Source organism: Leptotrichia sp. HMT-225 (assembly GCF_030644325.1).
GTDB classification, from domain to species: domain Bacteria; phylum Fusobacteriota; class Fusobacteriia; order Fusobacteriales; family Leptotrichiaceae; genus Leptotrichia; species Leptotrichia massiliensis.
In genome coordinates this window covers 1180249-1201036 of sequence record NZ_CP130323.1, presented here as the reverse complement: position 1 = coordinate 1201036, position 20788 = coordinate 1180249, and the positions used below count along the sequence as shown (strand labels likewise).

The 20788-nt window shown below is 29.2% G+C and carries 19 protein-coding genes; 3 read left to right on the top strand and 16 right to left on the bottom strand.

What is annotated here, in order from left to right:
• On the bottom strand, positions 1-327 hold the full coding sequence (locus QU666_RS05945) for a PTS sugar transporter subunit IIB (RefSeq protein ID WP_021769953.1): 327 nt from the start codon (positions 325-327) through the stop codon (positions 1-3).
• Between the two features lie 44 nt (positions 328-371).
• Positions 372-1268: a PEP phosphonomutase gene (locus tag QU666_RS05940; protein ID WP_036071673.1), complete on the bottom strand. Its 897-nt coding sequence runs from the start codon at positions 1266-1268 to the stop codon at positions 372-374.
• A 288-nt stretch (positions 1269-1556) separates the two neighbouring features.
• Between QU666_RS05940 and QU666_RS05935 the strand changes: the two genes are divergently transcribed.
• Entirely contained in the window at positions 1557-2753 is a 1197-nt protein-coding gene (locus QU666_RS05935; RefSeq protein ID WP_021768137.1) for a replication initiation protein, read from the top strand.
• 333 nt (positions 2754-3086) lie between these two features.
• On the opposite strand, the gene QU666_RS05930 is transcribed toward QU666_RS05935, so the two are convergent.
• Together QU666_RS05930 and QU666_RS05925 are read right to left on the bottom strand one after the other, a co-directional pair.
• On the bottom strand, positions 3087-4826 hold the full coding sequence (locus QU666_RS05930) for an alpha-glucosidase (protein WP_021768138.1): 1740 nt from the start codon (positions 4824-4826) through the stop codon (positions 3087-3089).
• Between the two features lie 124 nt (positions 4827-4950).
• Positions 4951-6273, bottom strand: a complete 1323-nt coding sequence (locus QU666_RS05925) for a 6-phospho-alpha-glucosidase (RefSeq protein WP_021768139.1) — start codon at positions 6271-6273, stop codon at positions 4951-4953.
• A gap of 229 nt (positions 6274-6502) precedes the next feature.
• Between QU666_RS05925 and QU666_RS05920 the strand changes: the two genes are divergently transcribed.
• Entirely contained in the window at positions 6503-7210 is a 708-nt protein-coding gene (locus QU666_RS05920; protein ID WP_021768140.1) for a GntR family transcriptional regulator, read from the top strand.
• Between the two features lie 110 nt (positions 7211-7320).
• Here QU666_RS05920 and QU666_RS05915 read toward each other — a convergent pair whose 3' ends face one another.
• From QU666_RS05915 to QU666_RS05890, 6 genes are all read right to left on the bottom strand, one after another.
• Positions 7321-9504, bottom strand: coding sequence for an RNA ligase (locus tag QU666_RS05915; protein ID WP_021768141.1), 2184 nt, complete (start codon positions 9502-9504; stop codon positions 7321-7323).
• A gap of 21 nt (positions 9505-9525) precedes the next feature.
• Positions 9526-10353 carry a Cof-type HAD-IIB family hydrolase gene (locus tag QU666_RS05910; protein ID WP_021768142.1) on the bottom strand — a complete coding sequence of 276 codons (828 nt, stop codon included), beginning with the start codon at positions 10351-10353 and terminating at the stop codon, positions 9526-9528.
• A 143-nt stretch (positions 10354-10496) separates the two neighbouring features.
• Positions 10497-11273, bottom strand: a complete 777-nt coding sequence (locus QU666_RS05905; RefSeq protein WP_021768339.1) for an OmpA family protein — start codon at positions 11271-11273, stop codon at positions 10497-10499.
• A 33-nt stretch (positions 11274-11306) separates the two neighbouring features.
• Complete coding sequence (locus QU666_RS05900) at positions 11307-12050, bottom strand: basic amino acid ABC transporter substrate-binding protein (protein ID WP_021768338.1); 744 nt, start codon at positions 12048-12050, stop codon at positions 11307-11309.
• Between the two features lie 111 nt (positions 12051-12161).
• On the bottom strand, positions 12162-12890 hold the full coding sequence (locus QU666_RS05895) for an amino acid ABC transporter ATP-binding protein (protein WP_021768337.1): 729 nt from the start codon (positions 12888-12890) through the stop codon (positions 12162-12164).
• Positions 12883-13620, bottom strand: coding sequence for an amino acid ABC transporter permease (locus QU666_RS05890; RefSeq protein ID WP_021768336.1), 738 nt, complete (start codon positions 13618-13620; stop codon positions 12883-12885). The genes QU666_RS05895 and QU666_RS05890 overlap by 8 nt, the downstream gene beginning before the upstream one ends.
• Positions 13621-13897: 277 nt before the next feature.
• On the opposite strand from QU666_RS05890, the gene QU666_RS05885 reads away from it, so the two are divergent.
• Positions 13898-14407, top strand: a complete 510-nt coding sequence (locus QU666_RS05885; RefSeq protein ID WP_021743886.1) for a DUF1439 domain-containing protein — start codon at positions 13898-13900, stop codon at positions 14405-14407.
• Positions 14408-14423: 16 nt separating this feature from the next.
• On the opposite strand, the gene QU666_RS05880 is transcribed toward QU666_RS05885, so the two are convergent.
• The 6 genes from QU666_RS05880 to QU666_RS05855 all read right to left on the bottom strand — a co-directional run bounded on the left by QU666_RS05880 (position 14424) and on the right by QU666_RS05855 (position 20788).
• Complete coding sequence (locus QU666_RS05880; protein ID WP_006803784.1) at positions 14424-14771, bottom strand: inorganic diphosphatase; 348 nt, start codon at positions 14769-14771, stop codon at positions 14424-14426.
• A 60-nt stretch (positions 14772-14831) separates the two neighbouring features.
• The gene (locus QU666_RS05875) at positions 14832-15113 is read right to left on the bottom strand and encodes an AzlD domain-containing protein (protein WP_304984892.1); all 282 of its coding nucleotides are present in this window, start codon (positions 15111-15113) and stop codon (positions 14832-14834) included.
• A gap of 85 nt (positions 15114-15198) precedes the next feature.
• On the bottom strand, positions 15199-15930 hold the full coding sequence (locus QU666_RS05870) for an AzlC family ABC transporter permease (protein WP_021768334.1): 732 nt from the start codon (positions 15928-15930) through the stop codon (positions 15199-15201).
• A gap of 100 nt (positions 15931-16030) precedes the next feature.
• Positions 16031-19171, bottom strand: coding sequence for a DNA polymerase I (gene polA, locus QU666_RS05865; protein WP_036069915.1), 3141 nt, complete (start codon positions 19169-19171; stop codon positions 16031-16033).
• Between the two features lie 400 nt (positions 19172-19571).
• Positions 19572-20009, bottom strand: a complete 438-nt coding sequence (locus QU666_RS05860) for a hypothetical protein (protein ID WP_021743260.1) — start codon at positions 20007-20009, stop codon at positions 19572-19574.
• A 134-nt stretch (positions 20010-20143) separates the two neighbouring features.
• The gene (locus QU666_RS05855; RefSeq protein WP_021769024.1) at positions 20144-20788 is read right to left on the bottom strand and encodes an HIRAN domain-containing protein; all 645 of its coding nucleotides are present in this window, start codon (positions 20786-20788) and stop codon (positions 20144-20146) included.

Here is a 20788-nt window from a genome sequence, read left to right as displayed (position 1 = left end):
TTATTTTACCGCCTTTTCTTTTAGTATTTTTATTGCTCTTTTTAATATACGTTCCCCGTCAACTTTTCCATAATCTTCAAGATCAATTACTGCTACTGGGATACCTTTTGGTTCATATTTTGAAGCTGTCTCTTCAAGTTTAAACTTTACTTGTGGTCCCAACAAAATTATATCAGGATGAAATTCCTCAACAATAATATCTATCTTATTGTCAGGAAAAGCTTTCACTTCAACGGGAAGACTATGTTTATCAGCTACTTCCTGCATCCTTCTAGCAACTAGACTTGTAGACATTCCCGCACTACAAAATAAATATATTCTTTTCATAAAATCCTCCTCCAATTATGTATAATTTATAATATTTTTTATTTTTATCTATCATTTGAAGCAGCAATCATTCTAATTGTGTGTCTTACACCTCTTATGGCGATTGACAGTTCCATTATATTTTCATAATTTGCAACTCCTGAATATCCAGCATCTCCAATATGTTGAATATCCACTCCAGCTATTTTATTCATTATTGCTATTTGTCTTATTGTTTCTCTTGTTGAGCTTTCTTGACTTGTCCCTATCGCAGACATTGATAATGCTCCATTTTCCTTAATAAATCTTACAGCCTTTATCATTTCATCTTGAGTAAAGCCAGGTACTGTTCCTACAGCTGGAAGCATAATAACATCTGCACCGTTTTCAATAAATTCTTTTACAACATCTAAATTTGCGACAGGTTCATCAACTCCTGCTGAATGCATTTTCCCTGCTATTACCATTCCACTAAAATATTTTTTAGCCTGTTTTATTCCTTCTGAAATTCGATTGTTTGTAACTCCTGTACCAGGATTTCCTGTAAGACACACAAAGTCAAATCCCATTTCCTCTATTTTTTTTAATGTTGCTTCAGAACACATTCTTCCTTCAGGAATAATTTCTATTTCCTCCATCATATCCGCATTCAAGTCTACAGGCTCAAGATTCAGACCTACTGGTCTACCTGTAAGCTTTTTCAAAAGCTTTATTGGTTCATCACTTTCAGGCAAAGCTGCTATAACAGGATTATACACATCCAATCCATTTAGTAATATAAGATCTGCTCCAAATGCTCTTGCTAATTCGCTATTTGTAACATCTCCTGTAACGCTTCTTCTTCCTGTAACATTTTCTGATAATACTGTTCTTCCTTCACTTGCCTTAATAGCATTCTTCAAGTCTTGGCCTGACATTTTATTAAAATCACTAGTAAAACAGCTTAATAACCTCTTTCCCATTTGTTCTTCCTCCAATTTTAATTTTATCTTTAAATATTTTTATTTTTCACTATCGTTATACCCCACATTTTTCATTTTGTCAAAAAAAATTTTAATTATTAATTTAATATTTTTTATATTATTTATTTTTATCTTAGTTGATTTTTTCCTTTATTTAAAGTATAATTATAAAAAAGCGAAAATTTATTTATGTTTTTCGTTTAAATAAATATAATTTATAAATAATAAAATTAATTATAAAAATTAGACGAAAAATATAATTTTTTTTTCGTTGTTAAGGAGAATAAAATGAATATCTATTTTTCAGAAGAATTTACAAATCTTCAAACCAATATCAAACTTGAATTTTCAAAAAAAATAACAAAAAATGAAAAAATATTTCTCAAATTACTATTTTTTAGAATTATTTCAGATTCTTTATTTTTAAAAAAAGCTGAAATCAGATTTGAAGAAATTCTTTCTACACTTGAATTTGATTCAATTGACAATCTCACAACATTTTTTAAAACTCTATCAGAAAAATACATACTTTTTTCTACAGATGCTCAATTTTCAGGTTCTTTTGGAATTATTTCATCCTTTATTTTGCATTCTGACTATTGCCAGATATTTTTTACTGAAGAATTTAAAAGTTGTTTTTCTCTCAAAAAAAATTTTTTCTCTCTTCTTGATATTGAAAAATTTATTTTTATGAATGATTCCTTCTCATTCAATTTTTATAATAATATTATCAAAAATTTAAAAAATAAAAACGAAGTTACTTTACCTGTTTCATTAGTAAAAATGTATTTAAACACAGATAACAAATATGAAAGATTTTTTGATTTTGAAAAACATATTTTGAAAAAAGCTATATCAGATATAAACACTTTTACAGATTTTTCAGTTGAATATGAAAAGATAAAAGAAAGTAAAAAAGCAACAAATAAAATTATTTCAATAAATTTTTTTATTAATAAATCAAGACAGTCTTACAAGCCTTATGATAATAAAATTTATAAAATGCTGGAACTTATTAAGGAAAAAATTTCTAATCCTGAAGAAATTTATCATTTATTCGTTCTATACGTAACAAAGAGAGGATATAAATATGTATATGATAATATAAATTATGTAAAAAGTTCTTTTTCTGAAGATTTTGAAAAAAATTTAAAAAAATCTCTTATGCTTAATTTAGCTTCAAAAAACCTAAAACTTTTTGTAAATGTATCAAAATCCGTTAAATCTCCGATAGTCCTATTTTACACTCTTACAAGAAAACTTAACAAAATTAAAAGACATTATCCGAAAATTGAAGAACTTATGCATAACTTTAAATTAAGAAACATTGATTCCATAAGCTATTTTAACGATAAGGACTCTTTTGAATTTTCAAATAAACATATCAGAATTTTTGTAAAATATTATTCTGACAAGAAATCCATTATTGAAATATACCTTCCAAGTAATATTATAGAAAAAATAAAACTAGAAAATGAAATTTAATATTATACTCGAATCCATTTAAAATGAAACTACTAAAAATTACACAAATTTAAGATTTGAGTAAAACAGTCATAGCTTTTGAGTTTGATTTAAAAAAAGGGTTACTATCCTATATGACCAAAATACCATGTAATTCTATAAAACTAAAAATTATAATATTAAACAAAATTTTAATTAATTAAATTAATTATAAATCGAAAATAATAAAAACTGTCCAATATTTCTATTTTAAGAATAAAAGACAGTTTTTATTTTCATTTCCCTGCAAGTAATCAAACAATATTAATTATTTTTAATTCTATTTTTTAAAAAATCTTACATTAAATTTTATTGTTAAATTTCTACTAACAAACTTTGGTATCCTTCTAAAACTAATACCTTTCCATTATTTTCAGCATTTTCATAATTATTAATCAGAACATCGCCCAATTTGATTTCTTCTTCACTAATACTTTTAGCGATTTCATTTAATTCCACTTCCTGTTTTTTCTCAGAAAAATTATTAATACAAAGAACTTTCTGATTTTCATATTTTCTTATATACGCAATTATTTTATCATTTTCTAAGTCTACTGGAACAAATTCTCCAAAAATCAGGCAATCTGAATATTTTCCATTTTGTCGTAAATCAATCATTTTTTTATAATGGGCAAAAATTGAATCTTCATCATTTAATTGATTTTTTACATTTGTTACAGTATGGCTTCCTGTTAGTTTTATCCATGCTTTTACATTCTCATCTTCTGAAAAACCAGCATTTTTACCTTCATCCCATTGCATAGGAGTTCTAGAATTGTCACGGCTACGTTTATTTACAAAATATAGTGCTTCTTTAGGAGAAAAACCTTCTCCCAGTGCACGCTGATACTGGTCTTTGCTGGCAATATCGTCAAATTCTGAGATATCGTTTCTTACAAAGTTATCCATTCCTATTTCCTGCCCCTGATAAATGAAAGGCGTTCCACGCAGGAAGAAGAATACATTTCCAAGCAGTTTAGCATTTGTTTCATTTGCCTTTTCTCCAAAAAATTTATTCAAACTTCTAGGTAAGTCATGATTTTCCAAAAATGGTGCTCCCCATCCATATTTCTGCTGTGTTAGCTGACTCTCAAAAATTTTGTTTCTTAATTCTTTCACTTTCACATCCTGTACTGAATAGTAAAAACCTTCCTTTGCCATATCCAAATCAGAATAACTAAAATCAAAAATCATTGAAAAAAATCCATCTTCACCAATAAAATCATTATATCTTTCATATTCCAGTAAAGGTGTTTCAGCTACAGTCATGCAGTTATATTTTTTAAAAGTTTCTTGTGCCAATTCTCCCAAAAATTCTTCAATTCCTGGCTGATTTAAAGTATACTTTATATTATGTGCAAGTCCATCTGCACCGTCAACAGGTAAATCCAAATAATCCTTATCTTTTTTTATTGAATTTATGGCATCTACCCTAAATCCAGCTATTCCCTTTTCCAGCCAGTAATTTACCATTTTATAAAGTTCTTCCCTAACTTCAGGATTTTCCCAATTTAAATCAGGCTGTTTCTTTGAAAATAAATGTAAATAATACATTTCGTTCCCATTTTCATCAGTTTCTCCTTCAACCTTTTCCCAAGCAGAACCTCCAAAATGGCTTCTCCAGTTTGTTGGCGGCAGTCCATTTTTTCCTCTTTTAAAAATATAATAATTTCTATACTTGCTTTCAGGATTTTTCAACGCTTCTATAAACCACTCATGCTCATCTGAAGTATGATTAATTACTAAATCTAAAATTATCTTTATTCCTCTTTTTTCCGCCTCTACAATTAATCTTTCTAAATCTTCCTTTGTTCCAAATTCAGGATTTATATCATAATAATCAGAAATATCGTATCCATTGTCATCCATTGGTGACTTATACACAGGACAAATCCAAATAAGAGTTATCCCCAGTTCTTTTAGATAGTCCAATTTTTCAGTAATTCCATTCAAATCTCCAATTCCATCATTGTTGCTGTCATAAAAACTTCTTGGATATATTTGATATCCAACTTCTTTTTTCCACCATTTTCTATCTAGTTTTTTTGTATCCATATTCTCTCCTTTTTTAGAATTATTTTATATTATCAATAAAAAGATTATCTCACAAGTTAAGAATAATTCATAAATAAATTTTTAAACTTTTGAGATAATCCTATAAATTAAATATATTTGTTAATTATTTCAATACTGGCCAGAAATCCTTATTAGCTTCAATTAAATCATCCAATATTGCTTTTGCAACAGATGCACTTGGTACAGTTCTTGACAATGTGATTGCTTGCCATAATTTTTGGTATGAACCTTCTATCCATGCTTCTACTACTAATTTTTCAACTGATACTTGTTGTTCCATTAATCCTTTTTGGAATTGAGGGATTTTACCTTGAACAATTTTTTCTGGTCCATTTGAACCTACTATACAAGGTACTTCAACCATTGCAGTTGGATCAAAGTTTGAGATTGCTCCATCATTTTCTACTATTAATAACATTCTTTCTTTTGTATCATAAGCAATCGCTCTTGCCAAGTCAACTATATATGAAGCATGATCATCAACGTGAAGTTTGCTATCTTTTGCTGTTCCTTTTTCAGCAATTGCTCTACATTCTCCAAATACAAATTTTTCTCTTCCTTCCATTACTTCATTTGCTCTTGTATGGTTAGGATTTGAATGTTCTACTACATAATCAGGGAAGAAATAGTATTTTAAGTAAGTATTTGGCATTGTTGTAGGATCAATTGCAAATACATCTCTTGCTTTTGTGAATGTATCATTCCAGCTTGCTTCTGTATTTTCTCCTTCAATTTCTACATTATATCCAATTTTTGCCACTTTTTCTCTTAATGCAGGCATTAAGTCATTTCCTTCTTTATCTCTAATGTCTGTCCACCATCCAAAGTGATTTAATCCAAAGTATCTAATTACCATATCTTTTCTTGATTTAAGCCCAAGCATTTCAGCCATTCTTATTTCAATTCCGATTGGCATATCACAAATATTTAATATTTTAGAGTTTGGACGTAATCTTCTAGTTGCTTCTGCTACGATTGCCGCAGGATTTGAATAGTTTAACATCCATGCATTTGGTGAATATTTTTCCATATAATCAACTAACTCGATAACTCCACCAATTGAACGCATTCCATAAGAAATTCCTCCAGGTCCGCAAGTTTCTTGTCCTAATACTCCGTGTCTTAAAGGTATTTTTTCATCTTTTTCACGCATTGCATATTTTCCAACCCTTATATGTGCCATAACAAAGTCAATATCAGTAAACGCAGTTTCAGGGTCTGTTGTGTAAACAAAGTTAATATCAGGTGCTTTTTCCTTTATAATAATGTCACAAGCCTTTGCTATAACTTCCTGTCTTTCTGCATCATTATCGTAAAATTTTATCTGTCTAATCGGAAATTTATCTAAATTTTCAAGTAACATCAACACAATCCCCGGAGTAAATGTACTCCCTCCACCAGCTACTGCAATTGAAAATTTCTTCATAAATGATCATCTCCATTTCTATATTTTATTAATTTTTATTTCCTATTTACATTATTATAATAACACACTTTTTTAAAAAAGTCAACAACTTTTATATAAATCTTTTTAAATATTTTAAAAGAATTATATAAACCTTTTTTTATTGCTATTTATTATTATTTATTGTATAATCATAGTAATAATACTTAAAATCGAACTTAAAATTTATAAGAAAGGTTTATATAAATGAATGAATAAATATGAAAAAGTATATCACGATATAAAAAATAAAATTAAAAATGGTAAACTAAAGCCTGGAGATTTTCTAAAAAAAGAAGATGACTTGGCACTAGATTATAATTTTTCCAAGCTGACTGTAAGAAAAGCTCTCTCCATGCTAGAAGCAGAAGGCTATATTCAAAAAATAAAAGGTAAAAAATCTATTATACTTGAGAAAAAAAATCTGGAAAATATTTCTTTAACTTCCATTCAGACTGTACAAGAAATTAACAAGCTTCAAAATATTCATCTTGAAACTGATTTAATCAGTTTATACATTGTTCAAGGGATCAAAAAACTAATGGAAGAATTTCAAGTACCTGAAAGTGCTGATTTTTATAAAGTTGTCCGTACCAATTCTTTAAATGGGGAAGTTTTAAATTATTCTACAAGTTTTTTTGACAGAAAAATTGTACCCTTTCTAAATGAAGAAATAGCAAAAAAATCAATATATGAATATCTGGAAAAAGAACTTAACCTAAAAATAGCTTATTCACGTAGAGATATTAGTTTTAGAAAAATTACTTCTGAAGAACAGAAATATTTTAAGTTAGAGGATATAAATATGGTTGTGGTTATTGAAACTCATGCCTATCTTTCAAATGGCACACTATTTCAATACGAAACCATAATTCATCATCCTGAAAAATTCACCTTTAGTGCAATTGCAAAAAGATAGTTTAAATTTCAATAATTTTTAAACAACAAACTCCTAAGAAATAAAATATAATAAAAATTATGGGCTACACTAAGACATTCTCCTAGATCAAGCCCATATTTTATTATTAATTATTTTTTCTTACTCTCATATTCATTCATTAAGTCAATAATATGAGCATTTTCAACTTTATCATTATCAAGTTCAATAAGCCATTCAATAAACTCCTGTTCGTCCTTATATCTTCCAGCAAGTTTTGCTCTATTGAAATCTTTTCTATAAAATTCCAGAATTCCACGCCGTTTTTTCCAAAGACTATAGTGCTTTGCCTTGTATTTAAACATAAGTCCATTTTGAGCACAAAATACAATACCTTCAGCATTTTCAAAATTATCATAATTTTCCATCAAGTCAATTATTTCGTCAAAGTTATTGCATTTTTTGATTTCCTTTTTCATTTTAACAACATCATCATCAAAATTCAGCTCTTTTAAAAATCTTTCACTAAAATTATTATCCACATGCACACCATTTATAAACAAGCTATTATCAATAACATCTAAAATAAAAAGATGTTCTCTTCCAAAATAATCAACTATGTGCCTATCTTCATTTGAAACCACTTCAAACACTATAGAAACATCATTTTCACTGCAAATTCTAAAAATCTCATTTTTCATCTTTTCACTTGCTTTTTCAAAAAGAGTTTCAAAATATTTAACGTGTGTTCCATTTGTTACACTTTTTGTTGCAAATACAAATTTTTCATCAATAACTGAAAGTATTCCTAAAAAACCGTTGTATTTTTCGTAGGCTGTAACTGGATAAACTATGTTGTTTTCAAGATATTCTCTTGTAGAATATTTATTTTCTCCATAATTAAAGAATTTGTTATAGCTTCTTATTTTCACTTTCCCAGTTTCCGCATCCACAAAAAGTCCACGTGCCTTAATTGTCGAGTCATTCCACAATTTTTTCCGAAACACGTTTCTTCCAAAATTTAATGAATATAAGTTCGGTTTTATCTTTTTAACGCTGATCAGTTTACTTACAATCAATTTATTCACATCTTCATCCGCTGTCAAATTTATCTGCTTGTTTTCTTTTGCCTTTTCCAGTTCGTGCTGCAAATAATCTCTATCGTAAACAGTGTTTATAACTGATTTTTGCAAAATTTTATCTGGCATTACATCCAAATATTTCAGTTCTCCACCATACTCAACTTCTCCTTCCAGACAAATTGAATGTTCAGTCGAATTTACACCTCTATGCCCATGAACCTGCACAAAATCCTGACATTTACCTTTCAAATAATTTTCTTCATAAAGTTCTCCAATTTCTGTTTCAAAGCTTCCAACGCCGTTTATCATTTCGTTAGTCGATACAAGTGCTAAATTAGGTACAAAAGACAGTCCTGCATGTGTACAAAGAATTTTATGATTGTGAAATTTAAAGGCATAACATTGTCTTAACTTTTTATAAAATTTTCTAATTTCCCTTTTAAAACTATCAATATTTTTTTCATTTTCCAAAATTGATGGCAAAGTTACATTTAAAAATTCCTTTGAGTTAATTTTAAAATCATTGGCAAAATTTTCCAGATGAATTTCGTGATTTCCTTCAATCATTATAACATTTTCCTTTTTATATAAATTCAGCATTAACAAAAGTGTCTGTTTATGCTCAATTCCTCTGTCCAAAAAATCTCCTAAAAATACATACAAGGTATTTTTGTCAAAATCCTTCACAATTTCAGAAATCGCTGTAAAACACGAATGAATATCCCCAATTATCCGAACTTTATCATATTTTTCCGTTACATCGGCAACATAAAAATTTATAATTTCATTTATGTCAAAAATTCTTTTAAAACTTCCTGAAAGTTTTTCATTTTGAATATTCCTAAACATTCTGCTTATAACATTTTCATCAACCTGCTTGTAACTTTCCCTTTTTTTATTATTTTCAATACACTCTTCAAGTGGGGTATCAAGCTGATAATAATAAATTGTATATTTATACTTGTCTGCAAGAGCCTTGTAGGAATTCATCGCTTTTTTTGTAGTATGTGTCGCATCAACAACTGTAAATTCTCCCTTTTTCATTCTTTCTTCCAGACAGTTAAAAAGCATTTCCCAAGCCAGCCTGTCATTTTTCTGCGAAATCTCAAAATCCCCAAATTTTGTTAATTTAGGATTGGAAATTAAAAGCCTAAATTTATCAGCCTCAAGAGTGTATGGCTCCAAATTATTTTTCTTAATAAAGGTACTTTTTCCGCTTCCAACTGTTCCCCTTAGCAGTAACAGTGTTCTCATCTTTCCTCCTTATCTATATAATTATAATTTATTTAAAGCATATTTTCTAATTGCCTTTGCCACTCCATCATTTTCATTAGTATCAGTTGTGTATTTAGCTGCATTTCTTGCTAATTCAGAAGCATTACCCATTGCAACACCATAATTTGCATATTCAAGCATTTCAACATCGTTGTTTCCATCTCCAATTGCCATTACTTCTTCCTGTTTTATCCCCAATTTTTCCACCAAAGCCTTTAAACCAGTTCCTTTATTATTTCCTTTTGGCAATACTTCATAAACATAAGGCTGACTCAAGACTTCGCTGTAATTTTCTTTTAAAATATTTTCATAATTACTGTGAAACTCTGCCATTTTTTTAGGGTTTCCCAAATACATCGCTTTAACAATGTTGTATTTTCCGCTCTTAGCTTCTTCCAAAGTTATATCTGTAATATCAGAAAACACAAAGTTTGCATCCATAATAAGCTCATCAGTTGGCTTTTTCCCGATATTAAAATAATGTTTTTCATCAACTAATGTAAAATTTATACCTTCCTTTTTTTCACTGCATTTATACAAATAATCGATGTCATCAGCAGTCATCTTAGCCGAATCTATCAACTCCCAATCGTGAGTTCTATGAATTGAGCATCCATTATTTAATATAACATACCCTTCCAAATCCAGCTCATGTAACTCAAGTTCCTCATAAAATGGCAAAATTCCATATAAAGGTCTGCCTGTACAAAGAACGATCTTTATCCCAGCCTCTATTGCTTCGTGAATAGCTTCTTTTTGTGCTTTATCAATATGTTTTTTCTCATTTAATAAAGTTCCATCCATATCAATTGCAATTAATTTTATCATTGTTTTCCTTTCCGTTTCAAAATTGTATTACTAATATTTTTTATAAAAAATTTATTTAATTATAATAATTATTTATATAAACTTAAAAGGAATTATCCCAAAACTAGAAATAATTCCCCATAACAAATAAATAATTCGACTTGTTATACTTGACCTTTTTTCACAAATCTAAATTCTACTCTTCGATTTCCTTCTCTTCCTTCTTCTGTATCATTTGTTTTAATTGGATTACTTTCTCCACGCCCTATTATATCCAAAACTCTATCTTTAGAAAGTCCTAATTCTATCAATTTTGAACTTACTTTCTCAGCTCTTCTAAGAGACAATCTTTTATTATATGAAGATGCACCCCTAGTATCTGTATATCCAACTATTGATACAAGAAAATCATTTTTTTCAATATAATCCTTTATGTCACGTAAAACAGGATATGCTTCCTTGTTTATATCAACACTATTTTTATGAAAGCTCAAATCATTCGTTCTCAATGTTATTATTTCTGACTTTGAAATTTGTACTCTTTCTGGATTATTTATTGGATTTTTCTGAATATTGGAAGATATCTGTTCAGATTGTACTGGTGTTACTGTTGGCTCTTGTTGAGAAACAGTTACTGATTTCTGCTGAGTTTGTTCTGGTGCTGCTATTGGTGTTGGTGTTTTTTTATCAACTATTTGTGTTCCAGTACCATCTTGTGTTAATGTAACTGTTATTAAATCTGGATTTTCTTCTGCTGATACTGTCTTTTGAGGATTTGGCGTATCTAGTGTAGGGACATCATTTTTTACATCCTGTTGTATATCCGCCACATTCGCACGAATTATATCTTTTCTCATATCAGAAGTTGTTATTTTTTCAGATACCGTTGGTACAGCCATTGCTACTATTGAAGAAACTGCAACTAATGTTGGCTTTTTCATGATTTATTCTTCCTCCCTTTTCAGTCAGCTATTTTATTTTTGGCTTTTTTCTAAATCATATTTTTTAATTAATTCATCGTATTTTCCATTTTCTCTCATTTTTTTCAATTCAGCATTTATTTGTTTTATTAATTCAGGGTTTTTACCTTTGTTTACAGCCATTGCCATTCCAATTTTAGCTGGTTTTTCATCAAAAATTTCCATTTCAGGATTTTTTTTCATATATTCTTCAGCTACTGCTTTTTCAAGAATAATCACATCTATTTTTCCAGCTTTTAAATCCAAAATTGTATTTACAGTGCTTTCATTTGGCACAACAGTCGCTCCGTTAATAGCTTTTGCTGCTATTTCCTGAATTGTTCCAAGCTGAACTCCTATTTTCTTACCACTTAATGTAGATGGTGTAACCGCTGTATTTCCTTTTTTTCTTATATAAGTTTCTTTTGAAATAAAATAATCATCTGTAAAATCAACTGATTTTTTTCTTTCTTCAGTAGAACTCATACCAGATACAATAATATCAATTTTCCCTGCTTTTAATGCTGGTATCAGACCATCAAAGGACTGGTCTATAATTTCAACTTCATATCCAAGATTTTTCCCAATTTCATTTATCATATCTACATCAAATCCAGCAACTTGACCATTTTCAATATATTCAAACGGAGCAAAAACTGCATTTAATCCCACTCTTAATTTTTTCTGCCCACTATCTTTTTTTCCACACGACACAAGTCCAAAAATTACCAATGTCAATACTAAAAATACTTTTTTCATAACCTTCCTCGCTTTCCATTTTTATATTTCATTTTTATTTATGTTTATCTAAAATTACTAATTTATCCTAAATACTTATCATTTTTCCACTATCTAGTTAAAATCATTTTTTTAATGATTTAGCACTTTGTCTAAAAATTCCCTTGCTCTTTCTGTTTTTGGATTATCAAATAAATCCTGTGGTTTTGCATCTTCCAGAATATATCCCTCATCCATAAAAAATACTCTATTTGCAACATTTCTAGCAAATCCCATTTCATGTGTTACCACAATCATCGTCATTCCAGCATTTGCAAGTTCTCTCATTACCTCCAGAACTTCCCCTATCATTTCAGGATCAAGTGCAGATGTTGGTTCATCAAATAAAATTACTTTTGGATTCATTGCTAATGCCCTTGCAATCGCAACCCTTTGTTTCTGACCACCAGACAACTTGTTTGGATAAACATCTTTTTTATCAGCAAGTCCTACTTTTTCCAATAATTCTACAGCCAATTTTTCTGCCTCAGATTTTGACATTTTTTTCAGTCTAATTGGTCCTAAAGTAATATTTTCCAATACTGTTTTGTGAGGGTATAAATTAAAGTGCTGAAACACCATTCCAACTTCTTCACGAATTTTGTTTATATCCACTCCATGTTCCAAAATATTTGTGTTATTTATTTTAATTTCTCCAGATGTAGGTTCTTCAAGTCTATTTATACAACGTAAAAATGTTGATTTTCCACTTCCAGAAGGCCCTATAATTGAAATTACTTCCCCCTCTTTGATTTCAGTGCTAATTCCTTTTAGCACTTCCAGTTCTCCATATTTCTTCTTCAAATTTTTTATCTTAATCATTTTCCTTTAATCTCATCTCCAATCGTTTCCCAATAAATGAGAATAATTTTACGCTGATATAATAAACCAAACCAGTAAATAAGATTGGTTTTACACTATAATATACAGCTTGTAAACTTTTACTGTTCATTGTAATGTCTACAACACTAATATATCCTACAACAGCTGTTTCCTTAAACAAGTTTATAAATTCATTTAAGAGTGCTGGTAAAATATTTTTTATAGCTTGCGGCATTATAATTTCATTCATTGCCATTCTATAAGGCATACCAGTCGCTCTTGCAGCTTCCATTTGTCCCTTATCTATACTTTCAATTCCAGAACGAATTGTCTCCTCCACATAAGCCGCACTATTAAGTCCTAAAGCAATTAATGCAATCCAGTAATTATTAAATATCACAACTACAAAAGATAGTGTCAAAAGCTGTAGAACCATTGGTGTACCACGCATTATATCAACATATTCATCAATAACAACATCTTTTATCATATTAACAGTTTCACTTTTTGTCTTTTGAAATTTAAAAAATGCTAACAACATTCCCAAAAGAATACCAATAGCAGCCCCTCCGACTGTCAGTCCTAACGTAGTTACAAAGTAGCTACTTGCATAAATTTCCCATTCTTTTGGTTTCATATCATACGGAAACACAAGAAGCACAGCAACAGTTACAACTGCTATAAAAAATGAGGTTTTTACTATTTTTCGTGTTTTTTCCAATTCTTCCATTATATTTAATGAACTTTAATTTTGTTCATATCCTCCTTATATTTTAGTTATTATAATATTATTATACCTAATATTTATAGGTTTTTCAATAAAAAAATTTTATTTTATTATCTAACTCATTCATTTTCTTCTATTTAGCCCTCTTCAAAGACTATTAAATATTTTTTCAAAATATTTTTAAATAATTAAGTGATATAGTTACTTGATTTTGGAAATAATGTTTATAAACACAACAAAAATTCCAAAACAGAACATAATTTAAAAAGGAGTTATAACTATGAAATTATTTAAATTTTTATTTTTTTCAGTTATTGTATTAATTGCAGGCTTAGGTTACTACATTTACACTCAAAATCAGTTAAAAATTCCAGATTCTATGGTAAAAAGTGCTGTTGCTTCGAAATTTCCAATAGAAAAATCTTACCCTCTTGGAAAAATTAAACTATTTAATCCAAAAGTACATTTTGAGAATGATAAGTTAATTATTGAAGCAGAATACCTAAATGATGCATTAAATGATCAGATTAGCGGAACAATGACCTTTGCAACTGACATTCGTTATGATCCAATGAAATCAAATCTTTATCTCGAGGACTTCCAAATTGTAAGACTTACAAAAGAAAATAAAGAAATTGATCTTGATAAAAAACCTATTATCAGAACAGGCTTAAATTATGCTTTTAGTCAGCTTGAAAAAAAAGAAATTCTGAATTTATCAGGAGTTGAAAAATTTCAAATGATAAAGGATATAAAAATTGAAAATAATAAATTGACTGTTGTTAAATAAAAAATAATTTTAATTATTATTCAGTTAAAATTTTATGTTTGAAAAAACGTTCCTGAAATTCAACCAGTACTTCCATTTGGGAAACTGTATAATTTTTCCCATCTGGAATTACTATAAGTTTATTCTCCTCATCATCATACCTATATACAATAGCTCTACATATTCCACAAAATTCATCAACAGGTTCAAAAACTCCCAAAATATACACATCTATTTCTTCTCCATCTTCACTAATAGTATTTGGAATATATCCATAATTTACTGGATATATAAAATTATATTTAGGATGTCTTTCTCCCATTTTTCTATCCATCTTTACATGTATTTTTTGTCCTAAAAATTTTTTATAATTATCTAAACTCATAAAAATCCTTTTTAAATATCAATTTTAATTTATATTTCTTTAAAATTTTTCTGTTTTTATTTAAAAACTTCCTTTTAACATTCCTAAAAAATATATCACTGCAATAGAAACAATTATTATTATTCCCAGATTCGTCTTCCTAAAAGTTAAATATGCCACGATTGCCATTCCGATCAGAACTCTTATTATGTCAAAATTTGTACTTCCAGTAGAAGTAAAAATATCTGGAAATACTAATACTGTTAGTACTGTATAAGGAAGTGCTTCAAAGAACTTATTAACTTTTAGGTTGTTTTCTGGAATTTTTACAAATATTGGCAATGTCCTCAGTATTACCGTCATGATTATGAGTGTCATCAAAATCATTGTTAAAATCCCTAAATTTTGGTTATAATTCAATCTTATCACTTCCTTTCCCTTTATTAATTTAATCGTTTTCCTGCTTTTCAGGATTTTCATTATAATAAAGCTGTGCATATATAAAACTTGCCAAAAACATCGTCAAAATCATAACCCATCCTGAACTTATCTTATTTAAAATCGGCAAAAATGTAAATGCCATTTTTATAATAAGTGCCAGCAAAACAATTTTTATATATTTAAAATTTTGGCTTAAAGCCATTATTAACATACTGAAAAATATTGAATAAAGCACAAAATTCATACTAGTCATAAGTGATTCTGCCAATTTTTCACCAAATATTGCTCCAAAAATTGTACCAAAACAGTAGCAAAAATATGGAATTGTATTTACTCCCATCATATACCATGCATTTTTGGCCTTTTTCAATGTCAGATATGTTACAGTTTCATCAGTAAGCCCCACGCCTACCAGAAACTTCTGAAAAATAGGAGTTTCTTCACCAAGCTGTCTAAAAATAACAATATTTAATAATAAATATCTTAAATTGATAAGAGCAATAGATAAAATCACTTCAACTGGAGGCGACTTCATCACATAAAGTATCTTTAACAGTAACGAATGAGCCCCTCCTGCATACATTCCAAACGATGTAAGCCCAATCATTGGCAAAATTTGAGAAAAACTTTTGGCTGAAATCAGTCCGATTGCAACTCCAAAGGGTATATAGGCAATTCCGATTCCAGTACCGTCTTTTAATCCCTTTAAATAGTTTTCCAGTTTTCTTATTTGTGCCATTTTTTGTTCTGATTCCTTCCTTATATAGTATTATTCTAACAATTTCAAAACAATTAGTCAAATATATAATATATATTTCTATCATATATAAAATATATTATTACTTTAATAATCCCCAATTTTTAGCCACACTTCCATTAGCTTTTAACGGAACTTTCTTAAATTTAACAGTATTTTCCATAATTTTTTCAATTTTTTCCATGTATTCCTTAGCAAATTCATCACGAACTTCAAAAATCAGTTCATCGTGAACTTGAAGAAGCATTTTGATATTTTCATCATTTTTAAACTCCTCATGAAGTTCAATCATAACTTTTTTTATAATATTTGCCGCTGTTCCCTGAACGACAGTATTTACCGCCATTCTCACAGCCTGTGCCTGTACATTCTTATTTGTAGCATTAATTCCGCTAATATATCTTCTCGTACCGTAAAAAGTTTCTACAAAACCGTGAAGTTTAGCCGTTTCTGTCACAATATCCAAAAATTTTCTGACTCTAGGATATTCCTCAAAATATGTCGTTATATATTGAGAAGCCTCTTGAACTGTAATCCCTAGTTCCTTCGACAGTCCAAACGGTGTTTTTCCATACAGGATACTAAAATTAATTACTTTTGCAATACTTCTCTCATGCCGTGAAATCTCATCTTCTTCAGTTTTGAAAAATATCTTTCTTGCCGTCAAGTTATGCAAATCCTGATTATCCTGATATGCCTGCACTAAATGCCTATCTTTTGACAATTCAGCCAGAACTCTCAATTCAATTTGTGAATAGTCAAATGAAATCAAACTATGTCCTTCTTTTGCGACAAAACCAGTACGAATCCTTATTCCATCATCTGTTCTCACAGGAATATTCTGTAAATTTGGATTTGCTGACGAAAGCCGTCCAGTAGATGTCCCATTTTGGTTAAAAGTAGTATGAATCCTTTCCTCTTTATCCGCCAGTTTTGGAATTGGCTCAATGTATGTTGATAATAATTTCTTATAAGCCCTGTATTCCAGAAGCTTTTTCCCAATCATACGTTTGTCTTCTGTCAATTCTCCATTATTTGCAATCATTTCCAGAACTTCCACATTTGTTGAATATCCAGTTTTTGTCTTTTTACCTGATGGAATCTGTAATTTTTCAAATAAAATTTCTCCCAGCTGTTGTGGCGAATCAATATTAAATTCCCCATCAGCAAGTTTATAAATATCACTTTGAAGCATATTTATCTTTTCTTCCAGCTCATTCTGAAATTCACTGAAATATTTTTTATCAATTTTTATTCCAGTTTCTTCCATTTGTGCCAATACTGGTATTAATCGACTTTCCAGCTTGTCAAATATATTTAAGAACTGCTCATTTTGTAACCTATTTCTAAAAATTGTTTCTAATTTATAAATAAAAAATGTCCTCTTTGATAAAAACTCACAAATCACATCATCAGAAACATCACTAAAATCCTTCTTTCTTCGTTCCTTTTTAAATTGCTCCTCAAAAGTTGCAATCTCAACACCAAACTCATCCAGAATTATTTCCTCAATTTTCTGTAAACTTTCCGTCCCAAGTACATATCGTGCAAGCAGAATATCAAAATATTCAGTACATTTTATTCCAAACCTGTCATTATTTATCCCATAAGTTTTTCCGCCAACAGAATATCCAAAATACTCACTTTCCCCACTTTTCATATACTCTTTCACATTATAGGCGATAATTTCTTTCTCGCTCAATAATTTATAAATATTCTCAATATTTTTTTTATTATCTTTTTGCTCATCAGAGTTATTACTTGAACTAAACAAATTAATCTGTACTCCAGACTCTGCATTTTTTTGATTTCCATTTTGCAAAATATCCTTAAGTTCACTATCCAAAAGCACAATATTCGTTTTTTCATCACAAATAGAAAGTCCAAGCATATTCTCAAAAATTGCTACTTTTTTATCCATTTTCTCAATCACAGAATAAGCATCATTCCAGCTCACAACTTTTCCATAATTTTTCTCAAAATACACTTTTTCATCTTTAATTTTCTTGGTTTTTTCAGTTTTCTGATTTTCTAGTGCGGTCTCTTCCTGCTTTTTCTTCTGAGCCTCGTATTCCATTGCCAATTTTTCTTTTAAAACTTGAATTTCATCAATTTTTTTATCTATTTCTGAATTATGCTCATACTCTACATGCTCATAAAAATGTGAAATTCCATCAAAAATCGGATTTTCCTTATCATACTCCAATTCCTGCTTTTCAACTTTTTCTCTTTCAAGTCTCTCTTTTTCCAATTTTTCTTCATTAATTTTTTTATTTTTTTCTAAAATTTGCTTTTCTTCTTCAGTAAGTTCCTTTTGGTTTCCATTTTGCAAAAATCTTTCCTTTTCTTCTTCCACAGCTTTAGAAAATCTTTTAAAATCAAGCTCCTCATAAAGTTCCAAAAGACTGTCAAAATCCTTTTCCTCAAATTTCAATTTATTTTTATCGTATTCAACATCAAGTTCTCTTTTCACAGTTGCAAGTTCCCGACTTATAAAGGCATTTTCCTTATCAGTCAGTAATTTTTCCTTCTGTTTTCCCTTTATTTCATCAATATTCTCATAAATTCCTTCTAGATTTCCATAAGTCGTAATAAGTTTTACCCCATTTTTAGGCCCAATCCCAGCAACTCCTGGAATCCCGTCTGACTTGTCCCCCATAAGCCCAAACAAGTCAGGAATCTTATCGGGTGTAACTCCCAAATATTCAACTACATCTTCATCAGTCTTTATATGTTTAAATGCAGAATTTTTATCCCCTTTTCCAAGTAAGGCAATGTTAATTTTCCCATCTACAAGTTGTGCCAAATCCTTATCCCCAGTTATTACAAAAACCTCAATCTGCTCATCTTCATCATTAGAAAATTTAGTGGCAAAAGTGGCAATAACATCATCCGCTTCCTGCCCAGCCTTCTTATATTTCGGAATTCTATACCCATCTAACACCTTCATAATAGTGTCAATCTGCATAACCAATTCTTCAGGCATACTTTCCCTATGTGCCTTATACGTTTCCAACTCCCCAGTTCTATCTAGTTCACTCCTTTTAACATCTAAACAAGCCACCAGATAATCAGGTCTAAATTCCCTAATTACACTTTCCAGCGTATTAATAAACCCAAATGTCGCTCCAGTAGACATTCCGTTACTATTTCTCATTCCCATTAGTGCAAAATGACTTCTATACATAATCGCACTCGTATCCAATATAACCGCTCTTTTCAACTTAATTATTCCTCATTTCTTTTTTTAATTTTAACAATATTTATATTTATATATTTTACCATTTTTTACATTTTTTCTCAAATTTAATATTCATTCAATCCCTCTTGTATTATTCCCATTTAAATGGAAAATAATCTAATATTAAATTCCATTATAAAATAGAAACTATCATTAAGGACAAAACATTTTAATTCTTTACTAATATAGTATGTAATTCAAAATTTATTAAACATCAGCTATTTAAACAGGGAATAACATTAATAAAAAAATAACCTCTAATCCTAAATAAAATTTAAGAAAAAAGAGATTATTTTTATATAATTTACTTAAAAAATTTTCCAAAGTTCAAAAATGTTTTATATTTTTGATTTTAGAATTTTCAAAATTCTAATTTGCTAAATTAGGCTTCCTGTGTTGCATATCCACCTTCGATTGCCACTTCCTTCACCTTTTCCTTCTTCTGTTTTATTTTTAGTGAAAAAGTTCCAGTTCCAGCCTGATTTCCATATTCTTCAATATAATCAACTACAAATACGTTTGTCATATCAATTTTTCTTACCATTTGTCCTGCTGAAATTATTTCAAGGCTGGCTTGCCTGTAAGCATCGCTTGCTTCTGATGGTACTAACGACCATTGTGCTACTTTTCTTGTATCGTCTTCCGTATCTCCATTTGCTGCTGCCAGTATTTTTCCACGAATTTCCAAGATTACTCCCAAGTCTGTTGCTCTCGCATTCGAGTCATCGGGCGTTTCAGAAATGTATTTTACATCCAAAATGCTTTCCTTATCAAGTAAAATTTCATTTTCTTGCCCTTTTACACTCAATCTGAATCCCATAATTATTCCCCCTGTTTTATTTTTGACAATTAAATAATAGTACTATTTTTTAAATTAATTTAATTTTAATTATCTAGTATTATTTTACATCAAAAACATTTATTTGTCAATATTATTTTTTAATTTTCTATTAATTAATCTACAAGATAAATTTTAAGAGCTATCTCCTCATCATAAGGAATCGGTACTGCGATAAACTTTTTCCCAGCATCAATCATTCTTGCAATAATTTCACTTTGGTTTTTCGGCAAATATCCAACTTTTTCCTTTTTGGAATTATACATGGCGACTGCATTTAGCGAAATGCCGTTAAATTCACGGAATAAATCCAATTGAACTTCATCTTTAATTTTAATTGCAAAATTTCTGATATATTTAGCCCCTTCCAAATAAGTATCCAGTAAAAAGAGCCGTTTTGATTTTTTTGTATATTTGTCAATTAATGTTTTGGCATATTCAAACATCATTTCCTTGCCAAGCCTAATTTTTTCCTCACGTCCGTTATTTTTCTGAATAACAAGCACTCCATTCCCAAAATTGAATTCATTTATCATATAATCTCGCTGATTTTTCAAAAGTTCAAAATAGTCCATCATTTCTTCAAAAATCATAATTTCCTTTTGATTAATCTGGAAAGAGCCTTTTCTTAGCTCAACTGATGTATTTTCAATGTATGAATAATAAAATCTTCCATCTGGAAAAATTTCAATTTCATAATTTCCACCATAATAAAGTCCATCAAACTCAAGTTTTATGCCACTAAAATTATTTATTAACAT

Excerpts from the sequence above, each read along its gene's own strand:
- QU666_RS05900 (WP_021768338.1), bottom strand. The coding sequence starts at position 12,050 with ATGAAAAAAGTATTTTTAGTATTGACATTGGTAATTTTTGGACTTGTG.
- QU666_RS05920 (WP_021768140.1), top strand. The coding sequence starts at position 6,503 with ATGAATAAATATGAAAAAGTATATCACGATATAAAAAATAAAATTAAA.
- QU666_RS05930 (WP_021768138.1), bottom strand. The coding sequence starts at position 4,826 with ATGGATACAAAAAAACTAGATAGAAAATGGTGGAAAAAAGAAGTTGGA.
- QU666_RS05855 (WP_021769024.1), bottom strand. The coding sequence starts at position 20,788 with ATGTTAATAAATAATTTTAGTGGCATAAAACTTGAGTTTGATGGACTT.
- QU666_RS05925 (WP_021768139.1), bottom strand. The coding sequence starts at position 6,273 with ATGAAGAAATTTTCAATTGCAGTAGCTGGTGGAGGGAGTACATTTACT.
- QU666_RS05935 (WP_021768137.1), top strand. The coding sequence starts at position 1,557 with ATGAATATCTATTTTTCAGAAGAATTTACAAATCTTCAAACCAATATC.
- QU666_RS05890 (WP_021768336.1), bottom strand. The coding sequence starts at position 13,620 with ATGGAAGAATTGGAAAAAACACGAAAAATAGTAAAAACCTCATTTTTT.
- QU666_RS05860 (WP_021743260.1), bottom strand. The coding sequence starts at position 20,009 with ATGGGATTCAGATTGAGTGTAAAAGGGCAAGAAAATGAAATTTTACTT.
- QU666_RS05905 (WP_021768339.1), bottom strand. The coding sequence starts at position 11,273 with ATGAAAAAGCCAACATTAGTTGCAGTTTCTTCAATAGTAGCAATGGCT.
- QU666_RS05885 (WP_021743886.1), top strand. The coding sequence starts at position 13,898 with ATGAAATTATTTAAATTTTTATTTTTTTCAGTTATTGTATTAATTGCA.
- QU666_RS05870 (WP_021768334.1), bottom strand. The coding sequence starts at position 15,930 with ATGGCACAAATAAGAAAACTGGAAAACTATTTAAAGGGATTAAAAGAC.
- QU666_RS05945 (WP_021769953.1), bottom strand. The coding sequence starts at position 327 with ATGAAAAGAATATATTTATTTTGTAGTGCGGGAATGTCTACAAGTCTA.
- QU666_RS05915 (WP_021768141.1), bottom strand. The coding sequence starts at position 9,504 with ATGAGAACACTGTTACTGCTAAGGGGAACAGTTGGAAGCGGAAAAAGT.
- QU666_RS05910 (WP_021768142.1), bottom strand. The coding sequence starts at position 10,353 with ATGATAAAATTAATTGCAATTGATATGGATGGAACTTTATTAAATGAG.
- QU666_RS05895 (WP_021768337.1), bottom strand. The coding sequence starts at position 12,890 with ATGATTAAGATAAAAAATTTGAAGAAGAAATATGGAGAACTGGAAGTG.
- QU666_RS05875 (WP_304984892.1), bottom strand. The coding sequence starts at position 15,113 with ATGACGGTAATACTGAGGACATTGCCAATATTTGTAAAAATTCCAGAA.
- QU666_RS05880 (WP_006803784.1), bottom strand. The coding sequence starts at position 14,771 with ATGAGTTTAGATAATTATAAAAAATTTTTAGGACAAAAAATACATGTA.
- QU666_RS05940 (WP_036071673.1), bottom strand. The coding sequence starts at position 1,268 with ATGGGAAAGAGGTTATTAAGCTGTTTTACTAGTGATTTTAATAAAATG.